At 44.6% G+C, this 13,079-nt stretch carries 12 protein-coding genes and 1 pseudogene; 1 reads left to right on the forward strand and 12 read right to left on the reverse strand.

All coding sequences use genetic code 11. The features are described 5' to 3' along the window. Positions 1-199 precede the first annotated feature (199 nt). The 10 genes and pseudogenes from pnpS to G4O42_RS13785 all read right to left on the reverse strand — a co-directional run bounded on the left by pnpS (position 200) and on the right by G4O42_RS13785 (position 9,577). The gene (gene pnpS, locus G4O42_RS13740; protein ID WP_032873702.1) at positions 200-1,939 is read right to left on the reverse strand and encodes a two-component system histidine kinase PnpS; all 1,740 of its coding nucleotides are present in this window, start codon (positions 1,937-1,939) and stop codon (positions 200-202) included. Beyond that, positions 1,932-2,654: a response regulator transcription factor gene (locus G4O42_RS13745; protein WP_032873700.1), complete on the reverse strand. Its 723-nt coding sequence runs from the start codon at positions 2,652-2,654 to the stop codon at positions 1,932-1,934. The genes pnpS and G4O42_RS13745 overlap by 8 nt, the downstream gene beginning before the upstream one ends. Before the next feature lie 215 nt (positions 2,655-2,869). Further along, positions 2,870-3,808, reverse strand: a complete 939-nt coding sequence (mdh, locus tag G4O42_RS13750; RefSeq protein ID WP_003152455.1) for a malate dehydrogenase — start codon at positions 3,806-3,808, stop codon at positions 2,870-2,872. Between the two features lie 45 nt (positions 3,809-3,853). Next, positions 3,854-5,125, reverse strand: coding sequence for an NADP-dependent isocitrate dehydrogenase (gene icd / locus G4O42_RS13755; protein ID WP_032873698.1), 1,272 nt, complete (start codon positions 5,123-5,125; stop codon positions 3,854-3,856). Positions 5,126-5,285: 160 nt separating this feature from the next. Next, positions 5,286-6,404: a citrate synthase gene (gene citZ / locus G4O42_RS13760; RefSeq protein WP_003152453.1), complete on the reverse strand. Its 1,119-nt coding sequence runs from the start codon at positions 6,402-6,404 to the stop codon at positions 5,286-5,288. Positions 6,405-7,369: 965 nt separating this feature from the next. Continuing rightward, positions 7,370-7,807: a hypothetical protein gene (locus G4O42_RS13765; protein WP_014418618.1), complete on the reverse strand. Its 438-nt coding sequence runs from the start codon at positions 7,805-7,807 to the stop codon at positions 7,370-7,372. A gap of 155 nt (positions 7,808-7,962) precedes the next feature. After that, a pseudogene (locus G4O42_RS20265) lies at positions 7,963-8,099 on the reverse strand (peptidoglycan-binding domain-containing protein); the annotation flags it as partial. A gap of 182 nt (positions 8,100-8,281) precedes the next feature. Beyond that, positions 8,282-8,692: a YjdF family protein gene (locus G4O42_RS13775; protein WP_032873696.1), complete on the reverse strand. Its 411-nt coding sequence runs from the start codon at positions 8,690-8,692 to the stop codon at positions 8,282-8,284. 213 nt (positions 8,693-8,905) lie between these two features. Next, a complete protein-coding gene (locus G4O42_RS13780) occupies positions 8,906-9,082 on the reverse strand; it encodes a hypothetical protein (RefSeq protein ID WP_162859396.1) in 177 nt (58 codons plus the stop codon). Between the two features lie 30 nt (positions 9,083-9,112). Beyond that, positions 9,113-9,577 carry a DUF441 domain-containing protein gene (locus tag G4O42_RS13785; RefSeq protein WP_003152447.1) on the reverse strand — a complete coding sequence of 155 codons (465 nt, stop codon included), beginning with the start codon at positions 9,575-9,577 and terminating at the stop codon, positions 9,113-9,115. A 97-nt stretch (positions 9,578-9,674) separates the two neighbouring features. Between G4O42_RS13785 and ytvI the strand changes: the two genes are divergently transcribed. Beyond that, positions 9,675-10,790, forward strand: coding sequence for a sporulation integral membrane protein YtvI (gene ytvI, locus G4O42_RS13790; RefSeq protein WP_032873694.1), 1,116 nt, complete (start codon positions 9,675-9,677; stop codon positions 10,788-10,790). Between the two features lie 31 nt (positions 10,791-10,821). Here the strand turns inward: ytvI and G4O42_RS13795 are convergent, their stop codons facing one another. Together G4O42_RS13795 and pyk are read right to left on the reverse strand one after the other, a co-directional pair. Then, the gene (locus tag G4O42_RS13795) at positions 10,822-11,205 is read right to left on the reverse strand and encodes an FxsA family protein (protein ID WP_012118168.1); all 384 of its coding nucleotides are present in this window, start codon (positions 11,203-11,205) and stop codon (positions 10,822-10,824) included. Positions 11,206-11,317: 112 nt separating this feature from the next. Beyond that, a complete protein-coding gene (gene pyk / locus G4O42_RS13800) occupies positions 11,318-13,075 on the reverse strand; it encodes a pyruvate kinase (protein WP_007613076.1) in 1,758 nt (585 codons plus the stop codon). Between the last annotated feature and the right edge of the window lie 4 nt (positions 13,076-13,079).

A 13,079-nucleotide genomic window follows, 5' to 3' on the forward strand; every position in this document is an offset into this window, starting at 1 on the left:
TCTCACAGCTCCTCTTATTTTAACAAAGTTCAATTTGAAAGGAAAATGAGCGAACCCTGCGAAAACGCAAAAAAGGACGGGAACAAGAAAACACGTTCCCGCCGTCAAAATTGGCTCCTTGGATGAAGGGGTTCTGTTATATCCTAACAAGATAGGTTTAACAGGTCATGAAGAAATTGTTAATCCTTTGTAAAGCTGATCACGCTTCCGGCTGCCGCTTCAGCGTCACGGTAAATACAGTGCCCTGTCCCGGCTCGCTTGTGACCTCGATTTTACCTTCATGGGCTTCTATTAAGTGCTTCACGATGGCGAGGCCGAGCCCGGTTCCTCCCGAGTTGCGGCTTCTGTCTTTATCCACGCGGTAGAATCTCTCAAATATCCGCGGGATCTCTTCCTTCTGAATGCCGATTCCCGTATCGGACACTTTGATATCGACAACGGTTTCTTTCACATGTACCGAAATCCCCACTGTCCCTTTTTCAGGCGTGTAGGTCAGGGCATTGTTCGCCAGATTCAAAAACACCTGCTTTAGCCTGTGCGCGTCACCCGTCACAAAAATCGGCTCTTCCGGGAGATCGAGCTGAAAGCTGATGCCTTTTTCCTCAGCCTTATGCCGCAAAAGCGCTTCAATTTCATGCAGAATTTTTGCAGCATCAAAGGACTCTACGCGCATCGTAAAGTTTTGCTGCTCCATCTTGGATAAATCCAATAAATCCTGCACGAGAGATTGGAGCCGCTCACTTTCTTTCAGAATGATAGACAGAAAGTCTGAAAGCGCCTTTTCGTCTTTCATCGCTCCGTCTAACAGTGTTTCCGTAAATCCTTTAATCGAGGTGATCGGTGTTTTCAGTTCATGGGAGACATTGGCGACGAAGTCCTTTCTCATCTGCTCCAATTTTTTAATTTCCGTCATATCGTGAAAGACGAGGACGATGCCCTTCCATTCATCGTCGGGGCCCATGATCGGAACGCCGTCAACTTCAAAGTAGCGCCGCTCAATATTGATGGGAAGTCTGAGCAACTGGCATTTTTTCGTCTCCGTCATAAAAATGTCTTCGACAAGCCGAATGATCTCCTCATGTTCAAACGCATCATGGTAAAGGCGCCGAAGCAGACGTTCAGGCTTTGTATGAAACTGCTTCGTATATGACCGGTTCACGAGATTGATAAAACCTCTCCCGTCTATTAAAATCAAACCGGATCCGATATTTTCAATAACGGTTAGCAGACGATCGCGCTGCATATCCTGCGTTCTCGTCATTTCCATTAAATCGACCGCCAGGCTGTTCATCGCACGCCCGAGACGGTCCGACCGCCTTGCGTAGCCGCTGTAGGAGCGGGCGTCGTAATTCCCTTTGGACAGCTCCGTCGCCACCTTTGTCGCGGCGTCGATTGATTTTTTGTAACGGGACGTCATGTTTGTATAAAAGAAAACGATAATGATAAAAGCGGTACAAAGACTTGCTGCCAGCATGCCCCACATTTCTCCGGTAACACTTGAACCGCCGTTGATCTCAGAGGAAACGAGTACATACCCCGCAATTTTCCCGGCGTCATTTTTTACGGCAGTGCCGCGGATGACTTTGTTTTTCGACTGTACGGCTTCCTCGCTTTTATTGTGAGAAATGAACTCCTTTACGGCTGAATCATCAGCATGACTGCCGGAATGATATACGGCGTCACCCTTCTCGTTGAGCACGGAGACGTTTATACCGAGGGTGCGGCCGGCGTCACGGATTACCGTTTCATTGCTTTTATTGCCGATTCGGCCGGTGTCAAGAAGACCCGCTATGTATACCGATTCCTTTTTCAGCTGATCCGCCGTTCTTTCTTCAGCGGATGAAGAAATAAGCTGCTGTAAAAAAAGGCCGAGAACACTGAAAACCAATATGATACATACAACGAGTAAAGCGAACAGACGCACACGGACTTTATTCATTCATTTTTGGCTCCTCCAGTTTATACCCCAAACCTCTGATTGTTTTAATATAGATCGGTTTTTTGGTATTTGATTCGATTTTGTCGCGCAGATGACTGATATGAACGTCAACAATCCGGGTATCCCCGGCAAAATCATAGTTCCAGACCGCGCTCAGCAGAAGATCTCTCGTCAGCACTCTTCCCTTATGTTTTCCCAAATACAGAAGCAGTTCAAATTCTTTAGGCGTCAATTCCAGCTGTTCTGACTTAAAGTACGCTTCGTAATGCTCCGGAAGAATTTTCAGCTCGCCGATGAGGATCTGCCCGTCCTTTTCCTCTTCTCTGCCTTGTGATGACAGCGAAGAAATGTCAGCCCTTCTTAAAATGGCTTTCACCCGCGCAGTGACTTCCCGCGGACTGAACGGCTTTGTCATGTAATCATCCGCTCCGAGCTCGAGTCCCAGCACCTTATCAAACTCCTCATCTTTTGCTGTCAGCATCAAGATCGGAACCATCATTTTCTGCTGTCTGAGCTGTTTACAGACGTCGATTCCGTCCACTTTCGGCAGCATGACATCCAGTACGATTAAATCCGGGTTTTCGTTCTCTGCCTGCTCCAGAGCCTCTTCGCCGTCTGATGCGGTAATGACATCATAGCCGGACCGTTCCAGATTATACTGTAAAAGAGTAACGATAGATTGTTCATCATCTACAACTAAAATTTTTTTGTTCATGCTGCGCCCTCCGCTGTCTATTTTCCCCGACATCCAATTTTCTCTATTTTATGTGCTGCATATCACTTTATGATTTCATTTTATCCAATACTGCCCGTTCAGACAATTCGCCTTTTTGATCATTTTCAGAGAAAGGATCGCTCAGGGAAAAAGAAAACGCTTTCATTAATTGTAAAAAGAGGAAGGCTTCTGATTCGGAAGCCTTCCCTTTTTTCTTATGACAATACTTTCATCACGTTTTTGACAGATTCAACTGATTTACTCAGCTGCGCTTTTTCATAGTCTGTCAGTTCAAGCTCGATGATTTGCTCTAGGCCGTTTCCTCCGATAATCGTCGGTACGCCTAAGTAAATGCCTTCATGACCGTATTCGCCTTCTAAGTAAGCGATGGTCGGAAGCACGCGGCGCTGATCTTTCAAAATGGCTTCTACCATTTCAGTCAGTGACGCAGCAGGCGCGTAGTAGGCGCTTCCGTTGCCGAGAAGGTTGACGATTTCCCCGCCGCCTTTTCTTGTTCGTTCTACAATCGCATCAAGACGGTCTTTCGGGATAAGCGTTTCAAGCGGAATGCCGCCCGCATAGGAATAACGGACGAGAGGAACCATGTCGTCACCGTGTCCGCCAAGAACAAAACCGGTCACATCTTTTACAGACAGGTTTAATTCTTCAGCGACGAATGTTCTGAATCGCGCAGTGTCAAGCACTCCGGATTGTCCGATGACGCGTTCTTTCGGGAAGCCTGATTCTTTGTACACCGCATATGTCATCGCATCAACAGGGTTTGTCAATACAACGATAATGCAGTCAGGAGAATATTTCACGATCTCACGTGTGACGCTTCTCATGATTTTTTCGTTTGTAGATACGAGATCATCACGGCTCATGCCCGGTTTTCTCGCAATTCCGGCTGTGATGACGACGATATCAGAACCGGCTGTGTCCTCGTAGTTGGACGTGCCTGTGATTTTCGCGTCAAATCCTTGGACCGGACTTGCTTCGAGCATGTCTAGCGCTTTTCCTTTTGTCGGGTTTTCTAATTGCGGAATATCAACGAGCACAACGTCTGCAAGCTCTTTTTGAGCTGTAAGAAAGGCTGTTGTCGCTCCCGTAAATCCTGCTCCGATAACAGAAACTTTACTGCGTGTTTTTCCCATGATTCTCTTCTCCTTTTTTGGCTTCATTAGAAGTCTGCTTTAGGTTCAGTCCATGTTTTTGATTAGCTCTTCACCAAACTCTGAACATTTCACTTCAGTTGCACCGTCCATTAATCTAGCAAAATCGTACGTTACTACTTTTGAAGCAATCGTTTTTTCCATAGATTTAATGATCAAGTCAGCAGCCTCATTCCAGTTCAGGTGTTCAAGAAGAAGCACTCCTGAAAGGATGACGGATGACGGGTTGACTTTGTCAAGGCCGGCATACTTAGGAGCCGTTCCGTGAGTCGCTTCGAAAATCGCATGCCCTGTTTCATAGTTGATGTTCGCTCCCGGCGCGATTCCGATTCCGCCTACCTGAGCGGCAAGCGCATCAGAGATATAGTCTCCGTTTAAGTTCATTGTCGCCACGACGTCGAATTCGCTCGGACGGGTTAAGATCTGCTGAAGGAAAATATCAGCGATGCTGTCTTTGACGATGATTTTTCCTGCCGCTTCCGCGTCGCTCTGCGCTTTATCAGCCGCTTCTTTTCCGTCTTTTTCGACAATGCGGTCATATTCAGCCCAAGTGAATACTTTATCTCCGTATTCTCTTTCGGCAAGCTCGTAGCCCCAGTTTTTAAATGCCCCTTCAGTGAACTTCATGATGTTTCCTTTGTGGACAAGCGTGACAGACTTACGGCCGTTTTCGATCGCATACTCAATGGCAGCTCTGACTAAGCGGCTTGTGCCTTCTTCAGAAACAGGTTTGATGCCGATTCCTGACGTTTCAGGGAAACGGATTTTGTTAACACCCATTTCATTTTGCAGGAAGCTGATCAGCTTTTCAACTTCTTCAGAACCTTTCGCATACTCAATTCCGGCGTAAATATCTTCCGTATTCTCGCGGAAAATGACCATATTCGTATCTTCAGGACGTTTAACCGGAGAAGGCACTCCCGTGAAATATCTGACAGGGCGCAGGCACGTAAACAAATCAAGCTCCTGTCTCAGCGCCACGTTCAGAGAACGGATACCGCCGCCGACCGGTGTCGTCAGAGGACCTTTGATGGCGATGAAGTACTCTCTGATGTCTTCCAGCGTTTCGGCAGGAAGCCACTCACCTGTTTTATTATAAGCCTTTTCACCGGCATAAACTTCTTTCCACGTGATTTTTTTCTCGCCTTTATATGCTTTTTCAACAGCGGCTTCCAATACTTTAGAAGCGGCGTTCCAAATATCAGGGCCTGTGCCGTCGCCTTCAATAAACGGGATAATCGGATTATTTGGTACGTTTAATACTCCATTAGAGACTGTAATTTTTTCACCTTGTGACACAATATTACCTCCCAGTATGTAATTCATATTTAGAAAACATTTTATTTTTCTTGTATAGAAAATAAAATGACTTTTCTCAAGATTCTATCAAAATTGTAAACCAATCCGGGCTTGATTAACAAGAGGCTAACGACATGAAAATCACCAGCCTCCCGTTTGATCAGGCTCTTTCATCAATCGGAACAAAAGTCTGCTTATCCGGACCCGTGTAGTCAGCGCGCGGGCGGATGAGGCGGTTGTTATCGTACTGTTCAAGAATATGGGCGATCCATCCTGACATTCTGCTGACCGCAAAGATCGGCGTGAACAGATCGTGATCAATGCCGAGACTGTGGTATACAGATGCGGAATAGAAATCAACGTTAGGCGGGAGTTTTTTCTCCGACGTCACGATTTCTTCGACACGGATTGACATCTCGTACCATTTGCTTTCACCCGTCAGATTCGTCAGGCGTTTGCTCATTTCTTTTAAGTGTTTGGCGCGCGGGTCTCCATGCTTATACACACGGTGTCCGAAGCCCATTACTTTTTCCTTTTTCTCCATTTTGCTGCGGATATAAGGCTCGGCGTTTTCCACTTCGCCGATTTCTGTCAGCATTTTCATGACGGCTTCATTGGCTCCGCCGTGAAGCGGTCCTTTTAAAGCGCCGATGGCGGCAGTGATGCCTGAGTAAATATCAGATAAGGTGGCGACACATACTCTCGCCGTAAATGTTGATGCGTTCAGCTCATGATCCGCATGAAGAATGAGCGCTTTGTTAAACGCTTCCACTTCGATCGGAGAAGGCTCTTCACCGTTTAAGGTGTAAAGGAAGTTCTCCGCGATTCCGTACTCTTCCTTCGGTTCAACAGGATCAAGTCCTTTGCGGATTCTTGAGAAAGCGGCGACAATGCCCGGCACTTTCGCCTGCAGACGGATGGCTTTTCTGTAGTTCGCTTCCGGATTCATGACATCGGCTTCACTGTCAGTCAGACCGAGTAATGAAATCGCCGTCCGGAGCGCAGCCATTGGATGTACGTTATTGAGGGGATAAGATTTGAAGTGCTCAATGATTTCTTGTGGAACGGCAGCTTCTTTCGCAAGCTGTTTTTTCAGTTCAGCAAGTTCCGTTTTATTCGGCAGGCGCAGATGCCACAGCAAATAAATGATTTCTTCAAAACTTGCATTCTCTGTCAAGTCGTCAATATCGTACCCTACATATGTAAGGGTATCGTCGATAATAGAGCTTACAGATGATGTTGTTGCTACAACCCCTTCAAGACCGCGTGTTGCTGTCATATTCAACCTCTCCTTTTCAATCAAAATTCCCCTTTAAAGAGTATATAAAACATACGGCTTACTTAAAATGAGTCATGCAAACAATCCCTTTCCCCTTTAAGAAAATGCTTACATTTCACTGATTGCGGTTACATAACCGATATGCTTATAGAGGAATATAACAAATTCTTATAAGCTTATTTAAGTTTAAGCCTATTCTTATTATAAACAATAATCTGATTAATTTGTAGACTTTTAACTAAAAATGTTTTAAAAGCCCTATATATCAAGGTTTTGCGTTGATAAATTTAATCGCTTGCTTTCAGGCGCTTTGTAAAACCATGTATTCTCATGTTTTCAATTGGGGGAGTTTTGGAGGTGACTTTAAAAGGACAGGCGCGACAACTTCACCGCAAATTCCCCCTCCTTCTTTACCGGAGAAGAGGGTTATTTTGTTTACTCGACTGAATCAATGTTCGGATCAGCTTCAGAAATCCCTGTCTTGGTTTTAGTTGGCTCAAATTTTCTATATATCTTTGTTGTTACTTCGTATTTCGCTTTTGTGTATATAACGATCCATTTGTATTTTTCTGCGGACTTCACATAACCTGTTACCATGCTTATAAATGCAGCAGCCGCAGCCCCGCCTAAAAAGAGAAAAAACGAAAATACATGACAAAAAAAGATGCAGCCCTAAAAAGGCCACATCTTTTAAGTCATGTTTGCAGTCGTGCAGCTAGTTGTATTACCTCATTATCAGTTTTGGCTGCATTATGATGAAGATGAGTCGTGTTTCCTACAAAAGCAATTACACCGAACGTAATAGCGAAAGCAGAGACAGAGAAACAAATTGCTTTTGCGGGTGCTAAACTTACGATTTTCGTCAAGTGAATTTATGCTATAAAGAGAAACTAGAAGTCTATTTTTCGCCTTAAAAAGAAGTACAGAAATTATCTTCTGTACTCCTTCAAAATCTAAATAAGAAATCAATCTTGAGATAAATAAATCCAATTTATATCGTCAAATTCTTTGATAACATAATCTGATCCTATACTACGTAAAATTCTATTAAAGAAAATGATGTCATCTTCATCATCGTAATTATATAAATCCTTTTGAACATATTCTTTAATAATAAAATTCGTTAAATTTGTATGATTAACAAATTCAGAAAAGTAAGATCTTATAAAAATTGAATTATCTTCATTTAATTTTTCATCATTAACAATTGAAATCTTAAAAACATTTAAAATCGCATTAATATCTTCTTCGTCCATATAACACAATGGTTCTAATTTTTTGTCTTCTTCTGTAAATGGCTTTCGAGTATCTTCAATTATTACGTAAGATAAAATGTTACCATCTTTCAGCACACGAAAAACTTCTAAATCACGTAATTTTAAAGCTCTATTAAGTGATAGCATTATTTCCCCCTAATCAAATATTAAAACCCAAATACTAACCTTAGATTCTTTAGTAATCTACCTCCTGTTACACCTATTTAAAGCTGCTATTGTTATCACATATGCAGAGTTCAATAATATATCAATCCAACTATATTTAGAAATTTTTTCGTTCTTTATCTAATTTTTCCTATTTCTTTAACGCTGATTTTCATCTTTGTCTTTGACCCATGAATGCCGTCAGCAGTAAGGCCGTACATGGACTGGAATCGTTTGACTGCATTTGCGCTGTTTTCGGGCCGTAAATATCATCATCAAACCGTTCATCAATTGAAACTGACTCATTTACTGATGTAAGTGAATTTAAATAAATTGCAGAAAAACCCTCCTCATCTCGAGAAGGGCTCGATTTCTACTTCTTTTTTCTAAAACAGTCCGAAGAAACAAACTGATGCCGCTCAACTTTAAATCGAAGGGCTTCATCGGGTTCTCCAACTATTTGCCCCTATGCTTTTCTTTTGCTTTTTGTTTTCTGATTAAATATTTTTGTTCCTTTATTTTTTCTCTTTGTTTTCTATTCAGTTGTTTTTTCTTTTCTTTTCTTGCTTCAAGCTCCTGTTTTATCGCTTTTTGTGCCTTAGTTGATATCCCGATATTTTTCATCTCTTTAGAAGCTTGCCGTTGCAATCTTTTTGGGTTTAATTTCTTAGATTTTGCTTTAACACAAACCCCTTCTTGTTCAGTGCGGGAGAGAGTCTGTAAAAGTTGATTATTAACAAAATGCATTATTTCTGAATCCTTTGGCTCTTGTCCAAACAAATGACGAATTGCTCTTAATTTCCCATCATTCACAACTTCAATGACTCCTACCCAAAACTGACCATCATAGTAAACCGTTAATTTCATAACGATTCCCTCCTCCTAAATTTACTGAAGAATGATGGACATCCCGAGGAGGGGAAGGTTACTGACATTTTAAATCATGCATCCGGACTACCAACCGAATTGTGTTTTTTCATTCTCATTATAAATTTAACAAACTTTCAAATTGAAGGAAAGGGTCTCCGCTTATTTTGACAACACTTCAAGTTTTGCTTTGGTATCAGCGCATAAATTCCATCAGCTTTTAATCCATTCATCAATTGGAATTAATGCAATCGCTGTTTTCGCTCCATGTGCGCCGTCAATCCCGAAGTTCTTTGTTACATGGTAAGCCACTTCATTCATCGGAATAATGCAAATGGCATTTGTCTGAACTACAAAATGCGCAAGTGCAAACTCTAATTTTCTCCACAAAAAAAAGCAGCTTTACGCCGCTTTTTTACTTTACGAAGTGAATATTTTAACGATTTGCATGGCCAAGTAGGCGATTCCGGCGCCGATTAACGGGCCGACGGCGACGCCTCCGAAAAGCGCGACGGCAAGTATCGTGCCGATGACCAGCGCCGTTGTAATATGAGGGTCGTTTTCCAATAAGGTGAGACCGTTTTTGGCGATTAAGGCAACCGCGATCCCGGCACCGAGAGCGATCCACGCATAATATGATTTCATCGCTTCTCCGAGCTGTTTAAAACCGATATCACCTGTGGCAATCGGCACTAAAACGGCGATTGTAATGACGGTGACCCCCCAGTTGATGCCTTTTGACTGAATAACCGGAAATAGTTTCTGATCAAGACCGACAGCTTTTATCACAATGAGAAAGCCGACGGCAAAAAGCAATGACTGATTTTTGGCTACCAATGCGATGGCCAGCAATAATAGTAAAAATAAATTCGCTTGTGTAAACATCCTGAAAGCACCTTCTTTCATCATATCTGTATTCATATCCTTTTTTTTGACGAATAAACTAATGTAATAGGACGTGCCGACCGAGAGGAGGATCGATGTGAACCCGCACTATGCAACTGTTTTTTTCCGCGCGCTGTTTGTACTCGCTGCGGCCGGCGGCGCTTTGGCGGCCGGTTACGCCTCATTTCCGTTAACTTATCCGTTTCTGATCGCCCTTATTCTGTCATCAGCGATCATTCCCGTAGTTGACTGGCTGGACAAACTGACGGGGATGCCCCGGTCAGTCAATACAGTCATTGTCCTGGTCTTCTTTTTGCTTATTCTTCTTGGCGCGGCGACATTTCTCGTTGCGGAAATCATTTCGGGAACCGCCTATCTGGCCAAAACGCTCCCTCCTCATATCAGCGCCTTTATGACGTATTGTGAAGAGCTGTTCACTTCCCGCATTCAGCCATTGTACCACGAGCTGACCGTCTTATTTAACGGACTGGAAACCAATCAGCAGGCATCCATCGTGACGCATATTCAGACCCTCGGTGATACAGCCGCTAAAAATGCGGGGCTGATGCTTTCACATCTTTTGGAGCTGGTGCCGAAATGGATTGCCTTCCTTCCCAATACAGCTGCCGTCTTCATTTTCGCAATGCTGGCGACTTTTTTTATGACAAAGGACTGGCATAAGCTGAAAGCGCTGCTTTATTCCATTCTTCCGGAACGGGTTTCGGCAAACGCCAAGGCCGTATCGGGAGAGCTGAAAAAAGCGATGGCAGGTTTCATTAAGGCGCAGGCCGTGCTCATACTTTTCACGATGATCATTGTCTTTATCGGACTTTTTCTTTTAGGGATTGAGCATGCGGCAACCATCGCCTTTTTTATCGGCTTGGTGGACCTTCTCCCGTATCTCGGCGCCGGGTCGGTCTTTGTTCCCTGGATTATGTATTTGGCCATTGCCGGTCAGCTTCCTCAAGCGATCGGTCTCGGTGTTTTATATATTGTGGTTCTCATTCAGCGCCAGCTGACGGAGCCGAAAATTTTAAGCAGGTCAATCGGACTTGATCCGCTTGCGACCTTAATCGCCCTGTTTGCCGGCTTTAAACTGTTCGGAATTTTAGGACTGGCTGCGGGGCCCGCGCTGCTTGTTTTCATTCAGGCCTTTATCACAACGGGCGCTTTAAAAGAAATATGGGCCTATATTACTGTTCAATCTAAATAAAAACAGCAGCCCTGTAAGAAGGCTGCCGTTTTTATTTGATAATGATCCGCTTGTTTTTTGACATTCCTCTCAGCCATTTGAACAAAAGCGGCTTCATGCGGTTCCGAGTGAACGGAATCAGAAGACAGGCCCCTGCAATATCGGACAGAAAACCCGGAAGCATCAAAAGCAGGCCTCCGAAAAAGACGCATATTCCATCAAGAAGCGCTTCCCCCGGCATTTTGCCGTGCTGCAGGTCGCGCATCACCCGATGATACACATCGGTTCCCTGTCTTTTTGCCACCAAGGCCCCTAACACGCCTGTCAAAATGATGAGAAGGAAGGTCGGAAAAATACCGAGCCATTTTCCCGCCAGCAGAAACAAGCCGATTTCAATTGCCGGACACACGATAAACAGTAAGAATAACACTCTCATTTTTCTGCCCTCCTGCCCTTCTAAAAGCGCGTCACCGCCCGCATGGGAATAGGAAAATCAGCCTAAAGACAAAAGAGAAGGGAAAACCCCCCCCTCTCTTTTTTAAAGCTGTTTAAAGAACGCTTGCGCGGCCTTCATACACAGCGCCGCGGGCAGCGTCAACTGTGATAACCTGTCCTTCTGTTAAAACTGAAGTTGCGTTCTCCAGACCGACGATAACCGGAATGCCCAAGCTTAAACCGACAACGGCTGCATGGCTTGTCAAACCGCCTTCTTCAGTGATGAGCGCTGATGCTTTTTCAAGTGAAGCGATCATGTCGCGGTCAGTGCTTGAAGCAACCAATACTGCGCCGTCTGTCATTTTTTGTTCAGCTTCTTTCGCATTTTTTGCAACAACGACCGGCCCGAATGCAGATTTGCGTCCGATGCCTTGTCCTTTTGCGATAATGCTGCCGACAGTGTGGACTTTCATCAGATTCGTCGTGCCTGATTCACCGACAGAACCTGCTGTAATGACAATCAGATCACCGCGTTTCACGATGCCGCTGTCAAGTGATTTTTGAACCGCGTCTTCAAGCATTTCATCGGTTGAAGTCGCGTTTTGGCCGCTTGCCGGGAATACACCGAATACAAGGCCGAGTTTGCGTGATACAGACTCATTGACCGTAACCGCTACAATCGGAGCCTGCGGACGGTATTTGGCGATCATACGCGCCGTATGCCCGCTTTCTGTAGGGGTAACGATAGCTGCCGCACTCAGATTGATCGCCGTGTGCGCAACTGATTGGCCGATCGCATCGGTAATCGTCATGCCGACCTGATCTCTGCGTTTAGACAGAATTTCTTTGTAGTTCAGAGATTCTTCCGTGCGTGTGGCGATGTTAAACATTGTTTGAACCGCTTCAACAGGATATTGTCCCGCAGCCGTCTCACCGGAAAGCATGATAGCGTCTGTGCCGTCGAAAATGGCGTTGGCAACGTCACTTGCTTCAGCGCGTGTCGGGCGAGGGTTGCGCTGCATGCTGTCAAGCATTTGTGTCGCAGTAATAACCGGTTTGCCGAGCGCGTTGCATTTTTTGATCATTTCTTTTTGCACGAGCGGCACTTCTTCGGCCGGAATCTCTACGCCGAGGTCTCCGCGCGCTACCATTAAGCCGTCAGATACTTCCAGGATCGCATCCAGGTTGTCCACGCCTTCCTGGTTCTCGATCTTAGGAATGATTTGAATGTCAGACGCGTTATGCTCTTCAAGCAGTTCGCGGATTTCCAGGACATCCGTAGAACGGCGTACAAATGACGCAGCGATAAAATCAACGCCTTGCTCGATACCGAATACGATGTCTTTGGCGTCTTTTTCAGTAATTCCGGGAAGGTTGACGCTGACGCCGGGAACGTTTACGCCTTTTTTATTTTTCAGCGTGCCGCTGTTTAAGATTTTTGTTTTGATTTCGTGTTTTTCCGGATTTGATTCCAGCACTTCCAATCCGATTAAACCGTCATCCAACAGGATGATAGACCCTGCTGACACGTCGTCTGCCAGGCCTTCATAAGAAACTGAGAATTTTTCAAGCGTTCCCAGCACCTGTTTCGTAGAAACGATAATTTCATTTCCCGCCTGAAGCTCAAGCGCGCCGTTTTCCATATCGTGCGTACGGATTTCCGGACCTTTCGTATCGAGGAGAATCCCCACGTTTTTGCCGAGCTTTTTGCTTGCTTCTCTGATGTTTTTGATTCTTGCGCCGTGCTCTTCGAAATCACCGTGTGAAAAATTCAGACGAGCAACGTTCATACCCGCTTCCATCAATTTTGTCAGCATTTCTACACTTTCACTGGCCGGACCGATTGTACAAACGATTTTTGTTTTTTTCAACTCG

Origin of the sequence: Bacillus sp. LUNF1 (assembly GCF_011008975.1) — a bacterium.
GTDB lineage: Bacteria > Bacillota > Bacilli > Bacillales > Bacillaceae > Bacillus > Bacillus velezensis.

What these genes read in the sequence shown, in the direction of transcription:
- pnpS (WP_032873702.1), bottom strand. Translation starts at nt 1,939, where the DNA reads ATGAATAAAGTCCGTGTGCGTCTGTTCGCTTTACTCGTTGTATGTATC.
- G4O42_RS13745 (WP_032873700.1), bottom strand. Translation starts at nt 2,654, where the DNA reads ATGAACAAAAAAATTTTAGTTGTAGATGATGAACAATCTATCGTTACT.
- mdh (WP_003152455.1), bottom strand. Translation starts at nt 3,808, where the DNA reads ATGGGAAAAACACGCAGTAAAGTTTCTGTTATCGGAGCAGGATTTACG.
- citZ (WP_003152453.1), bottom strand. Translation starts at nt 6,404, where the DNA reads ATGACAGCAACACGCGGTCTTGAAGGGGTTGTAGCAACAACATCATCT.
- G4O42_RS13765 (WP_014418618.1), bottom strand. Translation starts at nt 7,807, where the DNA reads ATGCTATCACTTAATAGAGCTTTAAAATTACGTGATTTAGAAGTTTTT.
- G4O42_RS13775 (WP_032873696.1), bottom strand. Translation starts at nt 8,692, where the DNA reads ATGAAATTAACGGTTTACTATGATGGTCAGTTTTGGGTAGGAGTCATT.
- G4O42_RS13785 (WP_003152447.1), bottom strand. Translation starts at nt 9,577, where the DNA reads ATGTTTACACAAGCGAATTTATTTTTACTATTATTGCTGGCCATCGCA.
- G4O42_RS13795 (WP_012118168.1), bottom strand. Translation starts at nt 11,205, where the DNA reads ATGAGAGTGTTATTCTTACTGTTTATCGTGTGTCCGGCAATTGAAATC.